General features: G+C 66.3%; 20 protein-coding genes. 7 read left to right on the top strand and 13 right to left on the bottom strand.

From position 1 onward, the window contains the following. The first annotated feature begins 15 nt into the window (after nt 1-15). On the top strand, nt 16-3132 hold the full coding sequence (locus P0R31_RS07505) for an efflux RND transporter permease subunit (protein ID WP_275513511.1): 3117 nt from the start codon (nt 16-18) through the stop codon (nt 3130-3132). A gap of 6 nt (nt 3133-3138) precedes the next feature. Here the strand turns inward: P0R31_RS07505 and P0R31_RS07500 are convergent, their stop codons facing one another. The 6 genes from P0R31_RS07500 to P0R31_RS07475 all read right to left on the bottom strand — a co-directional run bounded on the left by P0R31_RS07500 (nt 3139) and on the right by P0R31_RS07475 (nt 8731). Continuing rightward, entirely contained in the window at nt 3139-3768 is a 630-nt protein-coding gene (locus tag P0R31_RS07500) for a LysE family translocator (protein ID WP_275513510.1), read from the bottom strand. A gap of 200 nt (nt 3769-3968) precedes the next feature. Then, the gene (locus tag P0R31_RS07495) at nt 3969-4931 is read right to left on the bottom strand and encodes an amidohydrolase family protein (protein WP_275513509.1); all 963 of its coding nucleotides are present in this window, start codon (nt 4929-4931) and stop codon (nt 3969-3971) included. 54 nt (nt 4932-4985) lie between these two features. Continuing rightward, entirely contained in the window at nt 4986-5543 is a 558-nt protein-coding gene (locus P0R31_RS07490; RefSeq protein ID WP_275513508.1) for a hypothetical protein, read from the bottom strand. A gap of 25 nt (nt 5544-5568) precedes the next feature. After that, nucleotides 5569-6999: a TolC family outer membrane protein gene (locus tag P0R31_RS07485; RefSeq protein WP_275513507.1), complete on the bottom strand. Its 1431-nt coding sequence runs from the start codon at nt 6997-6999 to the stop codon at nt 5569-5571. Between the two features lie 188 nt (nt 7000-7187). Beyond that, complete coding sequence (locus P0R31_RS07480) at nt 7188-7967, bottom strand: enoyl-CoA hydratase (protein WP_275513506.1); 780 nt, start codon at nt 7965-7967, stop codon at nt 7188-7190. A 107-nt stretch (nt 7968-8074) separates the two neighbouring features. After that, nucleotides 8075-8731 carry a hypothetical protein gene (locus tag P0R31_RS07475; protein WP_275513505.1) on the bottom strand — a complete coding sequence of 219 codons (657 nt, stop codon included), beginning with the start codon at nt 8729-8731 and terminating at the stop codon, nt 8075-8077. A gap of 290 nt (nt 8732-9021) precedes the next feature. On the opposite strand from P0R31_RS07475, the gene P0R31_RS07470 reads away from it, so the two are divergent. Continuing rightward, nucleotides 9022-9567: a sigma-70 family RNA polymerase sigma factor gene (locus P0R31_RS07470; RefSeq protein WP_036042899.1), complete on the top strand. Its 546-nt coding sequence runs from the start codon at nt 9022-9024 to the stop codon at nt 9565-9567. Nucleotides 9568-9569: 2 nt separating this feature from the next. Then, nucleotides 9570-10208, top strand: a complete 639-nt coding sequence (locus P0R31_RS07465; protein WP_275513504.1) for a DUF1109 domain-containing protein — start codon at nt 9570-9572, stop codon at nt 10206-10208. Between the two features lie 10 nt (nt 10209-10218). Here the strand turns inward: P0R31_RS07465 and P0R31_RS07460 are convergent, their stop codons facing one another. Continuing rightward, nucleotides 10219-11322 (bottom strand): DUF2336 domain-containing protein, encoded by a 1104-nt coding sequence (locus tag P0R31_RS07460; protein WP_275513503.1) that lies wholly within the window; start codon nt 11320-11322, stop codon nt 10219-10221. A 63-nt stretch (nt 11323-11385) separates the two neighbouring features. Beyond that, nucleotides 11386-12543 (bottom strand): GGDEF domain-containing protein, encoded by a 1158-nt coding sequence (locus P0R31_RS07455; protein WP_275513502.1) that lies wholly within the window; start codon nt 12541-12543, stop codon nt 11386-11388. Between the two features lie 437 nt (nt 12544-12980). On the opposite strand from P0R31_RS07455, the gene P0R31_RS07450 reads away from it, so the two are divergent. The 4 genes from P0R31_RS07450 (at nt 12981) to P0R31_RS07435 (ending at nt 17219) form a co-directional block, all read left to right on the top strand. Next, on the top strand, nt 12981-13550 hold the full coding sequence (locus P0R31_RS07450; RefSeq protein ID WP_275513501.1) for a sigma-70 family RNA polymerase sigma factor: 570 nt from the start codon (nt 12981-12983) through the stop codon (nt 13548-13550). Continuing rightward, nucleotides 13547-14242 (top strand): hypothetical protein, encoded by a 696-nt coding sequence (locus P0R31_RS07445; RefSeq protein ID WP_275513500.1) that lies wholly within the window; start codon nt 13547-13549, stop codon nt 14240-14242. The genes P0R31_RS07450 and P0R31_RS07445 overlap by 4 nt, the downstream gene beginning before the upstream one ends. 16 nt (nt 14243-14258) lie before the next feature. Further along, nucleotides 14259-15974, top strand: a complete 1716-nt coding sequence (locus P0R31_RS07440; protein ID WP_275513499.1) for a S8 family serine peptidase — start codon at nt 14259-14261, stop codon at nt 15972-15974. A gap of 483 nt (nt 15975-16457) precedes the next feature. After that, nucleotides 16458-17219 carry a TIGR03809 family protein gene (locus tag P0R31_RS07435; protein ID WP_275513498.1) on the top strand — a complete coding sequence of 254 codons (762 nt, stop codon included), beginning with the start codon at nt 16458-16460 and terminating at the stop codon, nt 17217-17219. Between the two features lie 97 nt (nt 17220-17316). On the opposite strand, the gene P0R31_RS07430 is transcribed toward P0R31_RS07435, so the two are convergent. From P0R31_RS07430 to P0R31_RS07410, 5 genes are all read right to left on the bottom strand, one after another. Beyond that, the gene (locus P0R31_RS07430) at nt 17317-18687 is read right to left on the bottom strand and encodes a TIGR03808 family TAT-translocated repetitive protein (RefSeq protein ID WP_275513497.1); all 1371 of its coding nucleotides are present in this window, start codon (nt 18685-18687) and stop codon (nt 17317-17319) included. Between the two features lie 200 nt (nt 18688-18887). Continuing rightward, on the bottom strand, nt 18888-19544 hold the full coding sequence (locus tag P0R31_RS07425) for a pyroglutamyl-peptidase I (RefSeq protein ID WP_157281447.1): 657 nt from the start codon (nt 19542-19544) through the stop codon (nt 18888-18890). Further along, nucleotides 19541-20530, bottom strand: a complete 990-nt coding sequence (meaB, locus tag P0R31_RS07420) for a methylmalonyl Co-A mutase-associated GTPase MeaB (RefSeq protein ID WP_275513496.1) — start codon at nt 20528-20530, stop codon at nt 19541-19543. Before meaB ends, P0R31_RS07425 begins: the two co-directional genes overlap by 4 nt. Before the next feature lie 52 nt (nt 20531-20582). After that, nucleotides 20583-22094 carry a tripartite tricarboxylate transporter permease gene (locus P0R31_RS07415; protein ID WP_275513495.1) on the bottom strand — a complete coding sequence of 504 codons (1512 nt, stop codon included), beginning with the start codon at nt 22092-22094 and terminating at the stop codon, nt 20583-20585. A gap of 3 nt (nt 22095-22097) precedes the next feature. Beyond that, nucleotides 22098-22589 carry a tripartite tricarboxylate transporter TctB family protein gene (locus P0R31_RS07410; RefSeq protein ID WP_275513494.1) on the bottom strand — a complete coding sequence of 164 codons (492 nt, stop codon included), beginning with the start codon at nt 22587-22589 and terminating at the stop codon, nt 22098-22100. Nucleotides 22590-22747 lie beyond the last annotated feature (158 nt).

Below are 22747 nucleotides of genomic sequence, written 5' to 3'. Positions count from 1 at the left end.
AAATTGAAGACCTGAATGGATCGTCTCGTCGCCCTTGCCGTCAACCGGCGTTTCCTGATGGTCGGCATGTTCGTCGCAGTGCTGATCGGCGGCTTGATCGCGTTCAACCGGCTGAACATCGAGGCCTATCCCGACCCGACCCCGCCGATGGTCGACATCGTGACGCAGAGCCCGGGCCTGTCGGCGGAGGAGATCGAGCGCTACATCACGATCCCGATCGAGACCCAGGTTGCCGGCTTGAAGAACATCAAGACCATCCGCACCATCTCGCTCTACGGTCTGTCCGACGTCAAAATCCAGTTCTCCTTCGCCTACACCTATGACGAGGCGCTGCAGCAGGTGCTGAATCGCCTGGCGCAGCTCGCGCCGTTGCCGGGCAACGTGCAGCCGCAGATCTCCCCGCTCAGCCCGATCGGCGAGATCTTCCGCTATCGCCTCGTCGGTCCGCCGAACTACAGCGTGCTCGACCTCAAGACCATCCAGGACTGGATGCTGCAGCGCCGCTTCCGCGCGGTGCCCGGCGTAATCGACGTCACCGGCTGGGGCGGCAGGAGCAAGACCTACGAGATCCAGGTCGACTTCAACAAGCTGGTCGCCAACGGCCTGACGCTGCCGCAACTGCTCCAGGCGGTCGGCAATTCCAACGTCAATGTCGGCGGCAACACCGTCAATATCGGCCAGCAATCCGCCGTCGTGCGCGGCGTCGGCCTGATCCGCTCGATCGACGATCTCGCCAACACCATGGTGGCGCAGACCGGTGGCAATCCGGTGCTGGTGAAGGACGTCGCCACCGTCACCGTCGGTCAGAAGCCACGTCTCGGCATTGCCGGCCTCGACGATTCCGACGACATCGTTCAGGGCATCGTCCTGATGCGGCGCGGCGAGCAGAGCTCGCCGACCATCAAGAGCGTCCACGAGCTGGTCCAGCAGATCAACAATTCCGGCGTCCTGCCGCCTGGCGTGCGCATCGAGCGCATCTACGACCGCGGCGACCTGATCGAGCTTACCACCCACACCGTGCTGCACAACATGGTGGTGGGCATTCTGCTGATCGTGCTGTTGCAGTGGATCTTCCTCGGCGATCTCCGCAGCGCGCTGATCGTCGGCGCCACCATTCCGTTCGCGCTGTTCTTCGCCGTCATCATCCTGGTGCTGCGCGGGGAATCGGCCAACCTTCTGTCGGTCGGCGCGATCGATTTCGGCCTCATTGTCGACGCCACCGTGATCATGGTGGAGGCGATCTTCCGCCGCCTCACGCAAACGACGCCGATGTCGGAATCCGAGCATATGTCGCCCGAGACGCTGTTCGGCATGAAGAGCCATGCCATCCTCAGCGCGGCGGCCGACGTCTCGCGATCGATCTTCTTCGCCGCGGCGATCATCATCGCGGCGTTCCTGCCGCTGTTCACGCTGTCAGGCGTCGAGGGCAACATCTTCGGGCCGATGGCACGCACCTATGCCTATGCGCTGGCCGGCGGCCTGCTTGCCACCTTCACCGTGACTCCCGCGCTGTCCGCCATCATCCTGCCCGCTCATGTCGAGGAGACAGAGACGAAGTTGATGCTGATCCTGCACCGGCTCTACATGCCTGTGCTGAATTGGGCGGTCGCCAACCGCAACATCGTCCTCGGCGCCGCGGTCGGCCTGGTGTTGGTGACGGTCGCGCTCGCCCGGCTGCTCGGCCTCGAATTCCTGCCGAAGCTGGAGGAGGGCAATCTCTGGATCCGTGCCACGCTGCCGCCGACCATCTCGCTGCAGGAAGGCAACGGCTACGTCAACGAGATGCGCAAGGTGATCCGCGCCCGTCCCGAGGTGGAATCCGTCGTGTCGCAACACGGCCGTCCGGACGACGGCACCGACGCCGCCGGCTTCTTCAACGCCGAGTTCTTCGCGCCGCTCAAGCCCGTGAGCCAGTGGCCCGGCACCCGCGACAAGGAAGAGCTGACCGCGCAATTGCTCAAGCAGCTCGACGATCGCTTCCCCGGCGTCGAATTCAACTTCTCGCAATATCTCCAGGACAACGTCTCCGAAGCCGTGTCCGGCGTGAAGGGCGAGAACTCGATCAAGCTGTTCGGCAGCGACCTTCAGGCGCTGACCGACACCGCCAACAAGATCAAGTCGGTGCTCGCCACCGTACAGGGCGTCACCGACCTTGCGGTGTTCACCTCGCTGGGCCAGCCGACCGTTCAGATCGACATCGACCGTGCCAAGGCGGCGCGCTACGGCCTTGCGCCGGGCGACATCAACGCCACCATCAAGGTCGCGATCGGCGGCGACACTGCCGGCGACCTCTATGAGCCCGGAAGCGACCGCCACTTCCCGATCATCGTCCGCCTCGCGCCGGAATACCGCCGCAGCGCCGAGGCGATCCAGAATTTGCGGATCGGCGCGCCCGGGCCGAACGGCACCGTCACGCAGATTCCGTTGAGCGAGGTCGCGACCATCAGCCTCGTCTCCGGCGCGGCTTACATCTATCGCGAGCAGCAGGAGCGTTATCTGCCGATCAAGTTCTCGGTGCGCGAACGCGATCTCGGCAGCGCGATCAGCGAGGCGCAGCAGAAGATCGCCGCGCAGGTGCAGCTGCCGCCGGGCTCGCACATGGAATGGGTCGGCGAGTTCGGCAATCTTCAGGACGCGATCCGGCGGCTCTCGATCGTGGTGCCGATCTCGCTGGTGCTGATCGGCGTACTGCTTTGGTTCAATTTCGGCTCGATGACCGACACGTTGCTCGCGATGAGCGTGATTCCGATGGCGATCTTCGGCGGCGTGCTCGGCCTCTTGATCTCGGGCACCGCGTTCAGCGTCTCCGCGGCGATCGGCTTCATCGCGCTGTTCGGCATCGCGGTGATGGACGGCATCATCATCCTGTCGCAGTTCAACCAGCTGATCGAAGAGGGCATGGACCGCATGAGCGCGGTGGTGCGCACCGGCGAGCTGCAGCTCCGGCCGGTGCTGATGACCTGCGTCGTCGCAGGCGTCGGCCTCCTGCCGGCGGCGCTGTCGGAAGGCATCGGCTCGCAGGTGCAGAAGCCGCTCGCGGTCGTCGTCGTCACCGGCATGATGCTGGCGCCGGTCGTGATCCTGGTGACCTTGCCGGTGCTGATCTCCTTCTTCTCCCGCCGGGCGCGCTGAACCTGGCTAGCCCAGCAACCGCTGCGCGATCCGCATCAGCATCATGGTGGCGAGCCCAAGCAGCATCAAGCTGGCAAGGCGGCTGCTCAGCGACAGCATACGGGGGGACAGCCGCGACCGCGCCGTTGCGACCATCGTGCTCAGCGCCGTCCACCAGAGCGCCGAGCCGACGAACACGCCAATGACGAGGGGGGAGGCGGCAGACGGCGTCGCAAATGCGTGCAGCGCCGCCAGGAACAGGATGAGCGTGAGCGGATTGGCCGCTCCGAGGGCGATGGCGCTGAGATAAGCATGCGCGAGGCGGGTATTGTCGGTCTCATTCGTCGTCTGGAGGACGATGGACGAACGATGGGTCCGAATCGCGAACCACAGCAGCGTGACGGCCGAGACGATCCCGAAGTAGGTCGCGTTCGCTTCGACCCACGGCTGTGCCAGCGAGCCAAGACCCAGTACGGCAACCGTTCCATATGCGAGGTGCACGGTTGCCGCACCAAAGCCCGTTGCCAGGCCCATGGCCATGCCTGACGTGAGCGTACGCTGAATGCACAGCATGCCCATGGGGCCGATTGGAACTGCGACGGTGAAACCAATTCCTATGCCGGAGGCAAGAGCGGCAAGATAAAATGACGAGGGCATGCGACCGTACGAACAGATGAAATCTGTGCGTGCGTATCGGTGCGCGTGCGTCGCCGCCTCATCCGGACGGGTGAAAAGCGAATGCCGCTACAAACAATTTCGTGTGAGTCCGATGTCCGTCGCGCTGCCGTGCCTACGGTTCCATTGCGCGGCCGATAATCGATGTGACCGTCGTTCCATCTTGCCGGTCTTGGCGCGCCTCAGAACCCGTAGAGCCGCGCCGGATTGTCGACCAGGATCCTCTTGCGCATCTCGGCATCCGGCGCCCACACCGGCAGCTGGTTGAGCAGGCGGCCGTCGTCGATCTGGTAGAGCGGCGCGATGTCGGTGGGCTTGCGGCCCTCGACGCGGCTCGAATCCGGATGCGGCCAGTCGGTGCCCCAGACGATGCGGTCCGCATTGGCCGCGATCAGCGCGCGGGCATAGGGCACCATGTCCTGATAGTCGGGCGCCAGCTTCGACGAGCGATAGGCGCCGGAGATCTTCACATAGGCCTTGCCGGATTTCACCAGCGCGACGAGGTCGGAGAAACCCGGCTGCTCCAGGCCGAGCGAAGCCTCGAGGCCGCCGAAATGGTCGAACACGACCGGCACCGGGGCCGTCTCGACGAGGTCCTTGATCGCAGAGATCATGGCAAGCGTGGTGTAGAGCTGCACGTGCCAGCCGCGCGCCTTCATGCGCTCGACGGCGGCGGTGAAGCGCGGCCGGCCGACATTGGGGTCGTTGACGCCGCCGGTCGCCAGATTGAGGCGGATGCCGCGGAAGCCGTCCTGGTGCATCGTATCGAGCGCGCTCTCCGGCGTCTTGTCGTCGATCACGGCGACGCCGCGCGCGGTCGCGCCGCGCGCCTTCATGCCGAACAGCGTGGAGGAATTGTCGGTGCCGTAGACGCTCGGCGTCACGATCACCACGCGCTCGATATGCAGCGCCTTGTGCAGCGCCGCCATTTCTTCCGGCGAAGCCGGCTCCGGCGTATAGACGCGACCCGTGAAGAACGGAAACTTTTCGACATCGCCATGAATGTGGGTGTGGCAGTCGCAGGCATGCGCCGGCATATCGAAATTGATCGGCGTCGCAGGCTGCGCCGCGCGGGCATGGGCTTTGCTGGTCATGGCTACTCCGGCCGCAAGGGAGGCAAGCAGGACGCTGCGTCGGCTGAGCATGGTTTCTCTCCCGGTTTGTTTTTCTTATTGGCGAGCGGGTAGGAGAATATCACATCAGCCGGGCAACCGCTCCGCTTCGCTGCATAGCTGCTCGACAAGGTCCGCAAGCGGACGTGAGCCGTCCACGCGCACGACCGGGCAGGGCAAGCCAGCGAGCCAAGCCTCATGCTTGGCGAGACTGCGGCCTTCGCGATCGCCGGCTTCGTAATGGGAGGCCCATTCGACGAAGTCTTCGGTCTCGTCATGGCGCCAGCCGCCTGGCGCGATGGCATCAGCGCCGAAATGAGCGCCCTCGCGGGCGCGCAATCGTCTCATCCGGATCTCGCGCGGCGCGGTCACGAAGACGACCAGGTCGAAGTACGAAACGAGCTCTTCGCCCCAGCCGGTGACGGACCCGCTCAGCACCCAGTCGAGACGCGGCAAGAACATCTCGTGCATCAGGCGCAGGCGGTCGGCGGCCGGGCGGGTCGTCCGATAGGGCGGCACGGTGGGCAGCCAGAAATAGTCGTCGCTGTCGTGATGCGGCAGCGCAAGCTGGCCCGCGAGCGCGCGGCCGATCGTGGTCACGCCGCAGCCCGAGGCTCCCATCAGATGGATGCGGCGGCTTTTCATCGGCATCCACCAGAGAGATTTGAGGCTACTGCCCCGACGGCGTGCGCAGGCCGTGCCAGGCGTCGCGGACCTGGTGGTAGTGCACCTCGGGCAGATAATCCGGCGTGTTCAGGTTCAGCGTCTTGACGTCGAGATGGCCGATGGCGCTGAGCAGCGTGTAGGAGGCGATCACGCGATCGCGTTGCGCGCCGATCAAGCGGGCTTTGGCCTGGATCAGGTCGGCCTGCGAGTTCAAGACGTCCACCGTCGTGCGCTGGCCGCCGGCGGCCTCGCGCTGCACGCCCTGCAGCGCGACGGTGGCCGCCTTCACCTCGGACTCCGAGGCCGAGACCGTGATCTTGGCGCCTTCGTTGGCAACCCAGGCGCTGACCGCCGCCGTACGCGCCTGATTGCGCACCTGGTCGAGCACGAGGCGGCTCTGCGCCGTGATCTCCTTGGCCTGCCGGGTCTGCGCCGCGGCCTGGCCGCCGTCGTAGATCGGCGCGGTGACATTGGCGACGATCGAAGCCTGGTCCTCGGCGAGGGTGCTGAGCGCCGGGTCGTTGTTGCGGCTTTTGCTGGCGCTGCCCTGGATGGTTGCGCTCGGCAGCAGCGTGCCTTCGGCGATGCGGATGTTGGTGGAGGCGACATCGACGTCGAAGCTGGCGGCCATCACCGCCGGATGCTGGCGGATCGCCATCGTCATGGCGTCCTCGCGGCTCTTCGGCAGATAGCGGTCGACGGCCTCGGCAGGCCTGAGCTGCGAGGGCGCATTGCCGATGACTTGCGCATAAGTGGCCTGGCTGACCGCAAGCGCGACCTCGGCCGCGTTGAGATCGGCAAGGCCACGATTGAGGCGGGCCTCGGCCTGCGCGGTGTCGGTCGGCGTGACGTCGCCGGCATTGAGCCGGCGCTGGGTGACGGAGAGCGTCTCGCGCAGGAAGGCGACGTTGGAGCGCTGCGCCTCGACCAGCGACTGGTTGGCGAGAACGTTGGTGTAGGCGGTGACCGCATCGAGCAGCACGCCCTGGCCGACATTGCGGAGCGCTTCGCGGCCCGACTGCACCTGGAGCTCGGCGGCCCGCACGCCGTTGGCGGTGCGGAAGCCGTTGAACAGGCTCTGCTTCACGGTGACGCCGATGATCCAGGGCTTCAGATTGCCGGTCTGGATGGTGTTGTCAGGCAACAGATTGCGCACCGATTGCAGGCCGGCGCTGAGGCTCGCCACGATCTGCGGCCGGTAGCCGGCCAGCGCCTGCGGCACGTTCTCGTCGGTGGCGCGCTGGCGCGCACGCTCGGCATTGAGCTGCGGATTGGTCTGATAGGCTTTTGCCAAGGCGTCCGGCAGGGCTTCGGCCCATGCCGCGGAGGGAACGGCGCAAGAGAGCGCCAGCGTGGTCCATGTCGCAAGCACATGACCCGCGCCCGATCGACGTCGCGTCACCCCGCGACCAGCTCTGGCGGTACGCCCAATCATGTAATCCCGCTTAACCCCGGCTGTCCGCCCCCGCCGACGATGGCCTCTTAACTGTTTAGCCAGCCGAGGTCCCGCAGGCAAACTGCCGCGGGCAAAACTCCCATGTATTCCGTGCTTGTTGCAGGCGCGTCACAGGGCTGTGCGCGGGACAGCGCCAGAGCCTTACGCTGGCCTGACCGGCTCGTGCGCTACCGGTTCTTGTTCACAGGCTTGCGCTTCTCGATGAACGCCGCCATGCCCTCCGAGCGGTCCTCGAGCGCGAAGGTCGAATGGAACAGGTTGCGTTCGACGCTCATGCCTTCGGAGAGCGTGGTCTCGAAGGCGCGGTTCACCGCTTCCTTGGCCATCGCGGCCGCAGGGCGCGACATCGCGGCGATCTTCTCGGCGGCCGCCATGACCTCGTCCATCAGCTTGTCGGCGGGTACGATACGGCTGACCAGGCCGCTTCGCTCGGCTTCGGCGGCGTCCATCATCCGGCCGGTGAGGCAGAGGTCCATGGCCTTGGACTTGCCGATCGCGCGCGTCAGCCGCTGGGTACCGCCGATGCCGGGAATGGTGCCGAGCGTGATCTCGGGCTGGCCGAACCTCGCGGTCTCGGCGGCGATGATGAAATCGCACATCATCGCTAGCTCGCAGCCGCCGCCGAGCGCGTAGCCGGCGACCGCGGCGATGGTCGGCTTGCGGCAGCGCGCGATGCGGTCGCCGCCGATCGCGGCGAAATCCTCGGAGAACATGTCGATGAAGCCCTTGGGCTGCATCTCCTTGATGTCGGCGCCGGCGGCAAAGGCCTTCTCGTTGCCAGTCACGACGATGCAGCCGATGGCGTCATCGGCCTCGAGATCGTCGACCGCTGCGGCGATCTCGCGGAAGACGCCGAACGAGAGCGCGTTGAGCATCTTCGGCCGGTTCAGCTTGACGATGCCGACCGCGCCGACGCTCTCGACGATGATGTGTTCGAACGTGCTCATGCTCCACCCACGCTTTCGATTGAGCGGGCAATGTGCCCGCTGGCGCGGATGCCTTCAAGGGGGCCGGACGCGGGACGCGCGGGGTCGCGTCCCGGCGGAACCGGCCATCAGGCCATGAACATGCGCGCGGCGGAGGCCAGGGTCAGCAATGTGCCGACGCCGATGAAGATCTTGCCGATCAGGGAGCTCTGGTCCCAGGCCGAGCTCTGCTGGGCGCTGGCCATCACCGGCGCCGGCCGCGGCTGCGCCTCGGTTGCGGCGATCACCGCCTTCTGCGGCGGCGAGGTCTCCTGCAAGGCCCGATCGATGTCGTTGAGTTGATCGGGCGCGACGACCTGGCTTTCGGGGTTCTCGGCGCTGGTATTATCGGCGGCTGCCTGGACGTTGTCGTTGGCGCGGTTCGTCATCGCGGAGGCTGCCGCGGCAGTCGGCGTGTCGGCGGCGAGCTGCGCATTGGCGTTGGCGACCTCCGGGGCCAGCTGGCTCGAGGCCGGGACCTGGCTGTCGGTCTTGTCGTTCTTGGCCTCGTCGGGCTTGGCCGCCGCGTCCTTCTTGTCGGCCTTGTCCTCGGATTTCTGCCCCGTCTTCCTGCTGTCGGTGCGGCGCGAGTCTTGGCGCCGGTGCTTGGCCGTATCCGCCCCTTTGTCGGCGCTCTCCGATTTGTTGCCTGCGGCCGCGTTCGGCGCCGCCTGTGCGAGGCCCCCGGACAGCAAGACAAGCCCGGCCAAAACGATCAGGGTCGCGCGCGCGCTGGTTTTCATCATGTCGACGATCTCCCCAATTCCGCCCGTCCCGGCAGCGAACAGAGACCCCGGGGCGTGACGACAGCGGGGCAAAAAATGGGAATCTTCGGGCTACACCGGGCAAAAACGCGGCAGACCCCCTCCCGCAGCGCCCGCCCGATGCAGGACGCACCGATCGGTGTTAAGAGCCGTCGCAGATGTTTGCGGCCGCATCGGTCGCGCGGCTCGGATCTTGATCACGAACTCGTGATAATTTTGGTGCCCGCGTAACAAATTGAAAGAGCGGCCGAATTGCATGGTGAGGGGCGCGGGTGCGCGGACGTGAGGACGAATGGACCGGCCTGATGCGGTCGGCCATGGCTGGCGATGATGCGGCGTATCATCGTCTGTTGAAGGCGGTCACGCCGGTGCTGCGGGCAGCCGCGAGGCGTGGCCTGGCGCGGGCGGGTCAGCCGCCCGACCAGGCCGAGGATATCGTGCAGGAGATTCTGTTGGCGGTACATCTGAAGCGGCATACCTGGGACAGCGAAGCCCCCTTCGCGCCCTGGCTGTTTGCGATCGGCCGCAACAAGCTGATCGATGCGCTCCGGCGGCGCGGCAGGCGCGTGTTCGTCAACATCGACGATTTCGCCGAGACGCTGCCGGGCGAGGCGCCGCAGGACACCGCTTCGGCCGGCGAGGTCGCCGCCCAGCTCGGAACCCTGCCGCAGCGTCAGCGCGACGTGCTGCAATCGATCGCGGTCGAGGCCGCCTCGATCAAGGATACGGCGGCAAGGTTGTCGATGAGCGAGGGTGCGGTCCGGGTCGCGCTGCATCGCGGACTTGCGGCGCTGACCGCCAAATTGCGGGACCATTGATCATGGACACCGATCAACTCATTCGCTCGCTCGCCGCCGACAATCCGCACCGCGCGCCCCGCGTCGGCGCGGTGCTGAGCATGGCGCTGCTGGTGGCTGCGCCGCTGTCGATCCTGATCTTTGCGACGTTCTTCGGCGTGCGCGCCGACGTCATGAGCGCCATGCGCAACCCGTTCTTCGACATGAAGTTCGCGGTGACGTTGTCGCTCGCAATCCCCGCCATCATCGTCAGCCTTCATTTGTCGCGTCCCGAAGCCCTGCTGCGCGGCTGGGGCTGGCTGCTGCTGCTTCCCGTCGGGCTGCTCGCCGTGGCGATCGGCAGCGAGGCGATGATGGCGCCGGCGATGCCGATGGCGATGCGCCTGGTGGGTAAGAACTCCAGGGTCTGCATGGTCGCGATCCCCGCAATGGCGCTGCCGCTGCTTGCGGGGGCGCTGTTCGGCCTGCGCCACGGCGCGCCGTCTCGTCCCGCGCTCGCCGGAGCGCTCGCAGGGCTGGTGTCGGCGGGACTTGCGGCGACCCTCTATGCCGCGCACTGCACCGACGATTCCCCGCTGTTCGTCGCGACCTGGTACACGCTCGCGACCGCGCTGGTGACGGCGATCGGCGCGGCGGTCGGATCGAGGGTCTTGCGGTATTAGCGCGCCGGCTTCACGCCTCCGGCGTCGCGTGCAACTGCATGCGGTGGAAGCGCAGCACCTGTTGCGCGGTCGATGAGCGCAGCGCCTCATAGGTGTCGCGCAGCTTCAGCATGTCGGTCTGCGACCCGCCGGAGAGCTTCTCGCGCAAGGCGATGATGGCGCGCACGCTCGACCATTGCATGCCCGCGGCCTTGGCGAGGATCATCACGCCTTCGGTGCGGCTCTCGATCATCATGGTCTCGGCGGTCTCGACCGCGATCCCTGCGAGTGCGGCCAGCGCCGCGTTCGTCTCGTCGAACTTGCCCTGCTCGGCGAAGGTGGCGACCTGGAGCTCGTTGAGGCGGCCGTCCTCGTGCAGCGACTTCACCAGCGCGCGAGCCATCTCCGTCTGTTTCGTCCTGGCGACGGCGCGAACCCGTTGGGCCGCTTCCTCGACGGCCCTCGACACCTCGTCCGCGAGCTCGGGATGCGCAGCCGCGAGCTTCCTGCGCACGCTCGAGGATGCCTTGGCGACCAGCCTCAGATAGTGATGGCGCGGCAGGTCGGGCCGCAGGCCGATGCAGCCGGCGAGGTCGTCGTCGCGCTCGGCACGGACGACGAGGTCGGCGAAACTTTCCTCCGAGAGCCGCGCGCCCGGATTGCCGACGGTCGACTGCACCACGTCCTCGTTGCCCCGCGCCACCAGCACGTCGGTCAGCGCTTCCGACAGCGTCCGCCGCAGCGAGATCGCCTTGAGATGCGCCTGGCCCCTGGTGCGCGCGATCTCGACCAATGTTGCCTCATCCAGCCGCTCCGACTTCGACAGCACGGGGCCGGAGACCTCGATCACCTCGTCGAGCGCGAGCGTGCGGATGATCTGAGGCGGCGCAGCAGCGATCGGCGCGAGCCGTTCGGCGAGCAGCGCTTTGGCCGATGTCTCGATCTGCTCGATCAGGCACTGGAACACGTCGTCGAACACGCGGATATGGTCGTCGGAATAGTCGACCGCGTTGCCCACGAAGAGATCGGTGACGCGGCGCAGCGTCTCCACCCGGCGTGCGACGGTGCCGTGCGAGAGGGCAGCCTGCAATTCGTCGAGCAGACTATCGGATGGTCTTGCGGAATGGGATCTCATTGCCCTGTCCTGGAGCGTTTGCTCCGGCGGCGGCTTCAGCCGTGCCGGAAGAAAATGGATTGGTCAGCTGGTTGCAATTCGGTTGCGCCCTTGCGCCTTGGCGGAATAGAGCGCGTTGTCGGCGCGCGCGAGAAACGTGTCGGCAGTATCGGCCTCGCGCAACGTCACGACGCCGGCAGAAATGGTCACGCGCATGCCGAGCGAAAATGCGCTCCAGTCGAGATCGGCGACGATGCTGCGCAAGCGCTCGAGCATGCGCTGCGCGGCTTCGCCCGACGTGTCCGGCATCAGCAGGAGGAATTCCTCGCCGCCGTAGCGGCCGAAGCTGTCGGACGGGCGGATGTTGGCGAAGATCGTGATCGCGAAGGTGCGCAGCACCTCATCGCCAATGGGATGGCCGTAAGCGTCGTTGATGCGCTTGAACCAGTCGAGATCGATCAGCGCGATCGCGAAGGGCGTGGATGCCAGCCGCGACTTTTCGATCTCGGTGTCGAGAAGCCGCATGATGCAGCGGCGGTTGTAGGAGCCGGTGAGCTCGTCGAGCTCGGCCAGTTCCTCGATGCGTCTATAGGCGGCCTTCAATTCGATGCTGCGCTTGTACAGGATCTTGCGTAACGTGGCGCCGAACAGGCCGAGGAAGGCGCACTGCCCGATCACCAGCACGAAGCAGAGCATCGAGGCGGTCCGCTGCAGCCGGGTCGCGACCGGCAGTCCGATCGGCAGGTCCGATCCCAGGAACACCGCGGTGAGCCCGCAGGTGGCGAGACCCCAGGTGAGCATGGCCTGGCTCGACGTCATCCGCAGCGTGCCGAACGCGAAGATCAGAAACAATACGGCAAGGAACGCGACCCCGACGGCGGGCACCGCGAGCAGGAACACCAGTTGCAGCGCCATATGCGCCGAGATCTGATAGACGGTGAGGTAATGATCGTCGAAACGGTCGCCGAAACCGGCCTCCGACAGCACCGTGAAAGTCCCGATGATCAGAAGGCCGCCGAGCCAGAACAGCGTCGGAACGGCCATGGAGACCGCGCCGTCATAGGCGTAGAGCAGCAGGACCGCGCCGCCCAGCGAGTAGCTCGCGACCTGGCCGATATACATCTGGCGGCGCTGCCAGACGCGGCGCGCCCTGACCTCGGGAGCCGTCGTCTCGGGCGCGAGGACGAGATCCGCGACCTCTGCGGCATTCCTCTCCGGAAAGGACGTCGCGGCCGTACCCATGGTCCCGCCAATGGTGGATGTCAGCGTAAAAACCTACGTGGCAAGCCTTTAGGTTTGGTATCCTTTGAAATCGAATCCGAACCGTGCAGCAGGGAACAAGGCGATCATCGAGCGTGAGAATTTTACCGATGATCACGCATCGTGTGCGCTGCGGTCGAGCCGAAGCAAGGCTTTGCGCGACAAAGGTGGTGCGGGGCTGCTATGGAGCCGGATGAGGCCGGGCTGCCTATGTCCGGGCAGGCATTCCGCAGGGAATATCGCAGTATTATGATACCGATTCGGACTAGCGACGCTGACCACCACGGGTGGAACAAGAAAAATGCCCGTATGTGGGGTAGCTCACACAAGCCCCCGTATGACTGCGGTAGGTTGAACAATTTTGCCCCCCACATCGAACCGTCCACCGCATCGACCCGACCAACCTTGCGAGACGGCCATTGAGCGCGGCACAGGCGGCTTCAGACGAGATCCTGATCGCCAGGATCGCTCAAGGTGACCGGCTCGCCATGCAGGTGCTGTACGGGCGGCACCATGTCAGGGTTTACAGGTTCGGGCTGAGGCTCGTGCGGGACGAGCAGGCGGCGGAAGACCTCATCAGCGAGGTGTTTCTCGACGTCTGGCGTCAAGCGGGCAAATTCGAGGGCCGATCTGCCGTTTCCACCTGGCTGCTGGCAATCACCCGATTCAAGGCCCTGTCTGCGCTCCGGCGCAGGAAGGATTTCGAGCTGGACGAAGACGCCGCCAACGCGATCGAGGATACATCCGACGATCCGGAAACGGTGGTGCAGAAGAAGGATACCAGTGAGGCGTTGCGGGAGTGTCTGACGGGCCTCTCGCCGGATCATCGGGAAATCGTCGATCTCGTCTACTACCACGAGAAGTCCGTGGAAGAGGTGGCCGAAATCGTCGGGATACCGGAGAACACTGTGAAGACGCGCTTGTTCTATGCGCGCAAGAAACTGGCCGAACTGCTGAAGGCAGCCGGCGTCGAGCGAGGCTGGCCATGATGGCTTTGAGCAAGAAGATGCTGGAGCAAGAGCCCAGTGAAATTGAACTGCTGCTGCCCTGGCACGCTGCCGGCACGCTGAACGCGCGCGATGCGCGCCGTGTCGAGGAAGCGCTGGCGCGCGATCCGGACCTGGCGAAGCAATATGCGGCGATCCGCGGCGAGTACGAAGAGACCATTCATCTGAACGAGAGCCTGGGCGCTCCGTCGGCGCGCGCGATGCAGAAGCTGTTCGCCGCGATCGATGCCGAGCCGGCGAGGGCGAGCGGCTCGCTGCCGCTGTCGGCGCGTATCTCGACCTTCTTCGCGAGCCTGTCGCCGCGCACGCTGGCGTGGTCGGCGAGCCTCGGTGCCGTCGCGCTCGTGCTGCAGGCCGGCATCATCGGCGCCGTGCTGATGAAGAACCAGCCGGCGACCTTCCAGACCGCTTCGCTCTCGACCAGCGCACCGATCACGCGCGAGCTTGGTAGCGCCGCCGCGCCGTCGCGCGCGCTGGTGCGCTTCACCCCCGAGGCGCGCGTCGCCGACATCACCGCGCTGCTCGACAGCTACCAGGCTTCGATCATCGGCGATGCCAAGGGCGGCATGTTCCGCCTCCAGTTCGACAAGGCGATGAGCCAGGACGAGCTCGCTTCGCTGCTCGGCAGGATGCAGCGCGAGAAGTTCGTCAACCTCGCCGTCGCGGCGCCCTAGGCGCGCCGCCGAGCCGATGATGGGCAAATCCGAGAGCAGGGTGCGCACTGGGGTCCGCGCTTCATCCGTCGGCGTTGCGCTTCTGGTCGCCTCCTGTTTCGGCGTGGAGCTTGCGCAGGCGCAGGCGATCATGCGCACGCCGACGATCAGCGTTCCCTCGCGCACGCCGACCGTCTCTCCAAACATCACCCCGCGGGTCAGCCCTAACATCGCTGCGCGCGCGGTGAGCGTTGGCCGCGGTCCGCGGACGATGGCGACCATTCCCCATACCACGACGTCGCGCATCCGGCCGACGACGCCGGTGCTGCCCTATGCACGTTACTCGCCGAACCTCTATCCGGCCTGCACCGCGCCCTATCGCAGTGGCGACGGCGAGTGTCTGGCGCAGCCGAACGCGGGCGGCGAGGGCACCGGAAAATCCGGCAAGAAGAGCGCCGGCAAAGGGCGCGGGAACAACACGCCGGTGGCGCTGATCTCGCGCAGCTTCGCAGGCGAATTCGTCGCCGAGATCGACGGCGCGCTGTCGCCGGCCGAGGCCGACGAGCTGGCGCGTCGCCACGGCCTGACCCGCCTCGCTTCCGAGAATTTCCCGCTGATCGGAGCCACGTTCGGCCTGTTCCGCATCGCCGACGGCCGGCCCTACGAGACCGTCCGGCGCGAATTCGCGGCCGACGGCAGCGTGCGCTCGCTGCAGCCGAACTTCCGCTACGTGCTCCAGGACCAGAAATCGTCGGCCGCCACCGAGGGCGATCCTGCGCAATACGCGCTGGCAAAGCTGCGCCTGCCGCAGGCGCATACGTTGGCGCACGGGGCCAACGTCACGATCGCCGTGATCGATTCCGGCGTCGACGCCCGGCATCCCGAGCTCGCCAATTCCGTCGCCGACAATTTCGACGCGCTCGGCAGTGCCGAAGGGCCGCACGTCCATGGCACCGGCATCGCCGGGGCGATCGCGGCTCATGCCCGTCTGATGGGCAGCGCGCCCGAAGCCCGCATCATCGCCATCCGGGCCTTCGGCGGTGCCAATGGCGGTGCCGAGAGCTCGTCCTACATCATCCTGCGTTCCCTGAATTACGCCGCCGAGCACGGCGCGCAGATCGTCAATATGAGCTTTGCCGGTCCGAAGGACGCGGTGATCGAGCGCGCGATCGCGGCGACGGCCGCGCGTGGTCTCGTGCTGATCGCGGCCGCCGGCAATGCCGGGGCGAAATCGCCGCCGCTCTATCCGGCGGCCAACCCCAACGTGATTGCGGTCACCGCGACCGATCGGCAGGACAGGCTGTTCTCCGCCTCCAACCGCGGCAACTACATCGCCGTCGCGGCCCCCGGCGTCGACATCTTCCTGCCGGCACCCGACGGTAAATACCAGGTGACGTCGGGAACCTCGTTCTCGGCCGCCTATGTCTCAGGCGTCGCGGCGCTGCTGCTCGAGCGCAACCACGCACTCAAGCCGGAAGCGCTGCGCATGACGCTGGTGAAGACCGCACGCGACCTCGGCTCTCCCGGGCGTGACGACCTCTTCGGAGAGGGCCAGGCCGACGCGTTTGCCGCCGTCATGGCTGTTCCCGCCGACAGCGCGACGCCGGTCGCTGCTGCCCCCGGTACAACAAAACGTGAAGATGCTCCGAAGCGTCGCGAGGAGCCCGGCGCACGCGCGATCGAGCAAACCTCGCTGTCGAGCGCGGAGGATAAATCCGCGGTTTCTCAGGCAGATAGGCCGCCGGCGCGCTAGTCGCTGCGACAACTTTACGCTCACGCCAAAGGTTAAAAAATCAAACCGCGCATTTGAACGTTCAGCCCGCAGCCACGACCAACTGATGTGGGAGCGGTCATCCCTCCCCATCAGTCATATCAGGCGCGAGCGCCCATCCACCCCAAGCGCCCATATGGCTCGACCCGTCCGGTTGTCCCCCCGGACGGGTCTCTTCTTTTGGGGGTCCGATTTTTCGAAGCTTCGCATCCGTTCAGCTTGCAGTTGAAGATCGCCGTGACCTCGGTCGCCGTCGCGAGCGCGTCCCGCCGCAACTCCGTCATGCTTGTGCGAAGCTTGACTCGAAAACACGGAAAATCACCGCACGACTACGGTGTTTGACGACGAATGCCGCGTCGTTGCTGGACAAGTCAAAACTTTTCCACAAAATATTCTTGTCGCGTCTAAATTGATTCGTGTGCGTTGCGTCCCCCGCGTCCGTGTTTTCTCCTGACGGGCTGGTTCATGACACATCGCCAAGAATTTGTTCGCGAAGAGTTCGTTCGCGACGCGGCCGGCAGCCGCCAAATCGCGGCGCGCTGGTGCGCTCTCGCCGAGCAGCGCCTGCAACATCTTTCCGAGATGTTCGAGACCGGCCGCTGGCGCCGCTATCATTCCGAGATCGCCTTCCTTGAAAACATCCAGGAAGCCAAGCGCGCCGTCCAGACCTGGCGCGCCCTTGCGACGGGCGCGGATGTCGCCGAGGCGGCTGCGAGCGTGACGCCGGCATTCGGTTGGTCGCCGGCGACGATGCCTCGCATGGCGCCGCGCGAGCAGCAGGCGCAAACGATGCAGCCCAAGGCCGTTCACATCGCTCCCGAGACCGTCATGCCGGTGAGGCTCGATCCGAAACCCGACGTGCTCGCGGAGATTACCGAAGCCCCGATCGCACCGCTCGCCATGCCGGTAGCTTGGCCGTCGTTCATCGCACCTGCCGAGATGCCACCGCTCAAGGCACCCGCTGCGAAGGCACCCTTCACCGCGCCTGCCGTGAGATCACCGCTCGCGGAGCCGGCCGCCACCGCGCCATTCGCCGCGCCGGAAGTGAGGCCGCCCGTGCCTGCTGCGAAGCCGCCGAAGACCGCGCCCGCAGCGATGGCGGCGCTCCTGCCGCAGTTCGCCCCGCCCGCCGAGGAAATCGTCGCCGCCCCCGAGCGCGTCGTCGAATTCACTTTCAGCCTCGACGGCCTGGAAGCGAAGTACCCGCTGCTGCGGAACGCGTTCTAAAGCGCGATGCGGTTGGGATGAATCGTCATCGCGCTTTAGGTTATTGTTTGAGCATGATCTTTTCGGAAAACCGCTTCACACTTTTCCGGATCATGCTCTAGCGCCGCACCGCATTGCCGCCGACCACCAGCTGCGCAAAACGTTGTGCGCCGTCGGCGGATAGATCCGACGTCACCGCGCGGGCGTGATCGAGGCCGACCACGGCGCCGCGCGGCGTCTCGGAGATCATGTTGTTGTTGACGAGCGCGGTGCCGGCGCCCGGCACGACGGAGACGCCGACGCCGGCAAGCGCCTTGCGGATCACGTTGCCCGTGATCGCGACGTCGCGCAGGTATCTGCCCCAGCCGGCGACGATGCCGTAGGACGGCGCGTTCTCGATCACGTTGCCGGTCACCGAAGAATCCGCCTCGATGTAGATGCCGACGCCGGCATCATCGTCGGGCGCGGTCCCGATCGGCCGCTTCGGGATCAGGTTGCGGATGATGTTGCCCTGGACCACTGCGATGCGGCCGCCCTCGTTGAAATTGCAGACCGAGACGCCGACGGCCGCGCCGTCCACGATGTTGTTGGCGATCACCGCGGCCTCGAACGCGAACTCGGAATAGAGCGCGACCTCGCGCACGTCGCTGACGCTGTTGCCGCTGATGTGGATGTTCGAGGCCGAGTTGCCGCGCACCGCCGAATAGTCGCAATTCCTGATGCGGTTGCCGCGCACGATCACGTTGCCGGCGCGAAAGGCGTTGATGGCATTGCCGAACTGGCCCGAGCCGCCGGGGCCGGCCTTGATGTTCTCGATGCGGTTGTCGGCGACCAGCGTGCCGTCATCGCCGATCGCGGTGCGCAGGATCTCGATCCCGTTGTCGTTGGTGCCGAGAATCGTGTTGCGGCAAACGCTGAGGCCCCTGGCGTCGAACGACACGACCGCCGTCAACGCGATATCTGCGAAGATATTGCCGGAAATGTCGCCCGCGACCTGCTCGAGCCAGATGCCGCTGCCGCCCGAGCTCGTGATAGCGCATTCGCTGATGCGCACGTCGCGCCCGCCGAGAACGTGGATCAGACCGCGCCGTGTCGGCAGCGGGATGCCGCCGCCGTCGAAGGTGATGCCGGTGATGCCGATAGCATCGGAGCCGTCGCTCTGGATCGCCGAGGCGCCGCCGGTGAAGACGAGCTTGGTCGCGCCGCGCACGCCGATCAGCTGCGCGCCGTTCGGCAGCCGCAACAGACCGGTCCGGTACACGCCGGGTGGCAAGGCGAGCGGCAATTGCGCCCGCGCGGCCTCTTCGATGGCACGCTGCAGCGCGCGGGTCTGGTCCTCGCTGCTGCCGGGCCGCACACCGTATTGCGTGGCATCGCGGCCGAGCAGCGACGTCAGCGGCGCGGCGCGCGCGGCGTCGGCCGGCATGGCCAGCGCACCGGCAATGCCTGCGGTCGAAGCCCCGATGAGATGACGGCGATTGAGGTTCATGACGCGTCCTCCGGCGGACGCGGGGGTCCGCGCCGACTAGGTAGCGCAGGGTAGGTGAACGCGCGGGAGATTGTTGGCAGTAGGGTTAAATCTTTACCGCAGCGGAGGTGCCGTAGGGTGGGCAAAGGCGCGCTTGCGCCGTGCCCACCACCTGTCCACGGCAGTAACAGAAGACGTGGGCACGCTTCGCTTTGCCCACCCTACGAGGCCGGCGTGTTCCGCGCCTTGCGCGCCAACTGCACCATCTCCATCAGCATCGCTTCCCCCGCATCCACCAGTTCCTCCAGCGTGATGCGGGCTGCGCCCTTCCGGCGCGCACCGCCGCTGCGCGCGAGCAGGGGAATGTGGATGAACGCAGCAAGCCTGGGTCCGCCCGCCTTCACGCGCTCGATCGCGCGCCAGCTTAAGTAGTTGCAGAGATAGGCGCCGGCGTCGCGCGAGGGACGGGCGTCGATGCCGGTGAGGCGCGCGGCGCGCAGCAGCCTTGCGGTGTGCGGGCCGAACATCATCGCGTCGGCATGGCCGGCGATGCCGCGCTTGGTCGAGCGGGTGTTGGCGGCGTCGGGCCAGAGCATGGTGACGGCGTTGCGCGCCCGCGTCTCGATACGCAGGTAAGGCGTGCGTGCGGCGAGGCCGAACATCAGCAGCGCGTCGGGCTTTTGCGCAGCGAGCACGTCGGGTAATTGCCGGTCGACCGCGGCATAGGTGACCGGAAAAATGTGGCTCGAGAGCGCGACATCGTCGAGCGCGGGCCGGCGCAATTGCGCCAGCCGCGCCACCAGCGGCTGGGTCGGATTGTAGGGCGCGCCGGGAAACGGACCGAAGCCGGTGAGAAGAATGCGGAGCTTGTCGCTCATTGCAGCCACTCCAGAATCTGTTCGGCGGCGAGCGCCGGCGTGAGATGGCCATCGGCGACCTCGGCCTCGATCTTGCGCACCTTGGTCCGCACCGAGGCCTCGCTGCGCAGCCGTGCCAGCATGCGCTGCTCCAGCATCGACCACATCCACTTCACCTGCTGCTCGCGCCGCCGCCCCGCGAAATCGCCGGACGCGTTCATCGCCTTGCGGTGATCCAGAACCTTCTGCCAGATCTTTGCGATGCCGTCGCCGGTCAGCGCCGAATAGGTCTCGACTGGCGGATGCCAATGCTCGGACCGCGGTGCCAAGATATGCAGCGCGCCGCGATAATCCGCCGCGGTGATGTTGGCGCGCTTCAAATTGTCGCCATCGGCCTTGTTGATCGCGATCATGTCGGCGAGCTCGACCAGGCCCTTCTTGATGCCCTGCAGCTCGTCGCCGCCGCCCGGCAGCATGAGGGCGAGGAAGAAGTCGGTCATGTCGCAGACGGCGGTCTCGGACTGGCCGATGCCGACGGTTTCCACCAGCACGACGCCGAAGCCGGCGGCCTCGCACAGCAGCATCGCCTCGCGTGTCTTCGCCGCGACGCCGCCGAGCGTGCCCGAGGACGGCGAGGGGCGGATGAAGGCGTCGTTCGAGGCTGACAGCCGCGCCATCCGTGTCTTGTCGCCGAGAATCGAGCCGCCGCTGCGCGCCGAGGATGGATCGACCGCGAGCACGGCGACCTTGTGGCCCTGTTCGATCAGATACGTACCCAGCGCATCGATCGTGGTGGATTTGCCGACGCCGGGCGAGCCTGTGATGCCGACGCGAAACGCCTTGCCGGTGTCGGGCAGCAGCATCTGCACCAGCTCCCGCGCCAGCGCCTGGTGATCGCTGCGCCGGCTCTCCACCAGCGTAATGGCCCGGGCGAGCGCCGCGCGACTGCCGGAGCGGACGTCGCGGGCGAGTGTCTTGATGTCGAGCGAGGCCTTCTTCTCAGTCATGCCTCTGCTTTACAACGCCGAGGCGGGGCAGGCGAGAGCCGCCCGCCCGATATCACCGGGTCGTTGCCGCCGCGGCTTGCGGCTGCTTCACCTTCCGCCACACCCACACCATCACCGGCCAGAGCAGCGCGCCGATCGCCATCGCGGCGAGGATGGCCGCGACTGGCCGCTCGAAGAACGGCAGGATGCTGCCGTCCGACTTGATCAATGATGTGACGAAGGCCTGCTCGACCATTGTTCCCATGACGATGCCGAGCACCATGGCCGCGACGGGATAGCCGTTCGTCTCCATGACATAGCCGATCACGCCGAAGGCGGCGACGGTGACGACGCCGAACATGTTGTTGCCGATCGCGAACGAGCCGACCGCGCAGCACAGCATGATGATCGGCATGATCGCCGAGCGCGGTGCCAGCAGGATGTAGGTGGCGACGCGGATCATCGCGATTCCGAGAGGGATCATCAGGATATTGGCGATGATGAACATCAGGTAGATCGCATACATGCTCGACGCCTTCTCGGTGAACAGCGTCGGGCCGGGATTGAGCCCTTTCATGTAGAGCACGCCGATCGCGATCGCGGCGATGGTGTCGCCGGGGATGCCGAACAGCAGCGAAGGCACCCAGCCGGAGGCGATGCTGGCATTGTTGCTGGCGCCGGCCTCGACCAGGCCCTCGACGTGGCCGGTGCCGAACTTTTCCGGCTCCTTGGAGAAGCGCTTCGACATCGCATAGGAGACCCAGGCGGCCATGTCGGCGCCGGCGCCGGGCAGCACGCCGATGATGATGCCGACGATGTTCCCGCGCGTCATCTGCCAGCGATAGAGCTTGGTCAGCTTCCACTGGCCGGCCATGATGCTTCCGAATTTGCGCCGCGGCAGCGGCGGCGGCTCGGGCGTCAGCATCGCGCGCATTACCTGTGCCGCCGCGAACACGCCGACCAGCGCCGGGATCGGCTCGATGCCGCCGAACAGATCTGTAAGCCCAAAGGTGAAGCGCGGGATGCCGCCGGGATTCTCGATGCCGATGCAGGCCACGAGCAGGCCGATGAACATGCCGGCGATCGCCTTCACCGGCGAGGAACGCGCCACCAAGGTGGCGCACATCAGGCCTAGCAGCGCCAGCCAGAAATATTCGAAGGTCGAGAACGACAGCGCGATCTCGGCGAGCGGCGGCGCCAGGATCATCAGCGACAGCACGCCGGCGATGCCGCCGACGGCGGAGAACCAGACGCCGGCCCCTAACGCCAGCTCGGCCTGGCCCTTGCGCGTCATGGCGTAGGCTTCATCCGCGTAAGCCGCGGAGGCGGGCGTACCCGGGATACGCAGCAGCGCGCCGGGAATGTCGCCGGAAAAGATCGCCATCGAGGACGCTGCGACGATGGTCGCGATCGCCGCGATCGGCGACAAGTAGAAGGTGACGGGGACGAGCAGGGCGGTCGCCATCGTCGCCGACAGGCCCGGCAGCGAGCCGATCACCAGCCCGTACACCGAGGCGGCAAACATCGAGATGATGACCTCCCAGGTGGAGATCAGCGCGAACGCATCAATCAGAGTCTTCAGCATGAATCACCAGGGCGTCGGCAGCAGGCCAACCGGCAGCGGCACGCGGAGCAGCTTGCCGAAGATGAGATGAATGGCGAACGGCGAGAGCATCGCCAGCGGCAGCGCCAGCTTCCACCTCGCCCCGAGCGCGGTCGAGGTCACGTAGACCATGGTCGCCGCGGTGATGATGAATCCGAGCCGGTCGGCGGCGAAGACGTAGAACAGCAGCAGCGCCGGCGGCAGCAGCGCGCGCAGGCCGTAGAGTTTGCTCTGCGGCGGCGGGGCCGCCGTCTGGCCGTCCTCGAACGGGACCAGCTCTTCCTCCTCCTCGAAGGAACGGCCGATGCCGAACACGATCGCGAGCCCACACAGCGCAAGGCCGCAGCCGATCACCAGCGGAAACACGTTGGGGCCGACCGGCTGCCCCGGCACCGGCGGCAGGATGTAGCCGCCATAGGCAGCAGCCGCGCCGAGCACGACGAGAAACGATCCCGTGACGGAGTCGGGAAGACGCATAGGGGTCCTGTATGCTTTCTTCTCCCTCTCCCCGTTCTTGCGGGGAGAGGGTTGGGGTGGGGGGACTTTCCGCGCGAACGGTGAGAGCTGGACTCGCGGAGACTCCCCCTCACCCGAATTCGAGCAAAGCTCGAATTCGACCTCTCCCCGCAGTCGGG

Source organism: Bradyrhizobium yuanmingense, assembly GCF_029167105.1.
In the GTDB taxonomy this organism is placed as follows: domain Bacteria; phylum Pseudomonadota; class Alphaproteobacteria; order Rhizobiales; family Xanthobacteraceae; genus Bradyrhizobium; species Bradyrhizobium yuanmingense_A.
This window is presented reverse-complemented; position numbering and strand designations above follow the sequence as displayed.

Coding starts and splice junctions, on each gene's coding strand:
- P0R31_RS07505 (WP_275513511.1), top strand. CDS start 16: ATGGATCGTCTCGTCGCCCTTGCCGTCAACCGGCGTTTCCTGATGGTC.
- P0R31_RS07500 (WP_275513510.1), bottom strand. CDS start 3,768: ATGCCCTCGTCATTTTATCTTGCCGCTCTTGCCTCCGGCATAGGAATT.
- P0R31_RS07495 (WP_275513509.1), bottom strand. CDS start 4,931: ATGCTCAGCCGACGCAGCGTCCTGCTTGCCTCCCTTGCGGCCGGAGTA.
- P0R31_RS07490 (WP_275513508.1), bottom strand. CDS start 5,543: ATGAAAAGCCGCCGCATCCATCTGATGGGAGCCTCGGGCTGCGGCGTG.
- P0R31_RS07485 (WP_275513507.1), bottom strand. CDS start 6,999: ATGATTGGGCGTACCGCCAGAGCTGGTCGCGGGGTGACGCGACGTCGA.
- P0R31_RS07480 (WP_275513506.1), bottom strand. CDS start 7,967: ATGAGCACGTTCGAACACATCATCGTCGAGAGCGTCGGCGCGGTCGGC.
- P0R31_RS07475 (WP_275513505.1), bottom strand. CDS start 8,731: ATGATGAAAACCAGCGCGCGCGCGACCCTGATCGTTTTGGCCGGGCTT.
- P0R31_RS07465 (WP_275513504.1), top strand. CDS start 9,570: ATGGACACCGATCAACTCATTCGCTCGCTCGCCGCCGACAATCCGCAC.
- P0R31_RS07460 (WP_275513503.1), bottom strand. CDS start 11,322: ATGAGATCCCATTCCGCAAGACCATCCGATAGTCTGCTCGACGAATTG.
- P0R31_RS07455 (WP_275513502.1), bottom strand. CDS start 12,543: ATGGGTACGGCCGCGACGTCCTTTCCGGAGAGGAATGCCGCAGAGGTC.
- P0R31_RS07445 (WP_275513500.1), top strand. CDS start 13,547: ATGATGGCTTTGAGCAAGAAGATGCTGGAGCAAGAGCCCAGTGAAATT.
- P0R31_RS07440 (WP_275513499.1), top strand. CDS start 14,259: ATGATGGGCAAATCCGAGAGCAGGGTGCGCACTGGGGTCCGCGCTTCA.
- P0R31_RS07435 (WP_275513498.1), top strand. CDS start 16,458: ATGACACATCGCCAAGAATTTGTTCGCGAAGAGTTCGTTCGCGACGCG.
- P0R31_RS07430 (WP_275513497.1), bottom strand. CDS start 18,687: ATGAACCTCAATCGCCGTCATCTCATCGGGGCTTCGACCGCAGGCATT.
- P0R31_RS07425 (WP_157281447.1), bottom strand. CDS start 19,544: ATGAGCGACAAGCTCCGCATTCTTCTCACCGGCTTCGGTCCGTTTCCC.
- meaB (WP_275513496.1), bottom strand. CDS start 20,530: ATGACTGAGAAGAAGGCCTCGCTCGACATCAAGACACTCGCCCGCGAC.
- P0R31_RS07415 (WP_275513495.1), bottom strand. CDS start 22,094: ATGCTGAAGACTCTGATTGATGCGTTCGCGCTGATCTCCACCTGGGAG.
- P0R31_RS07410 (WP_275513494.1), bottom strand. CDS start 22,589: ATGCGTCTTCCCGACTCCGTCACGGGATCGTTTCTCGTCGTGCTCGGC.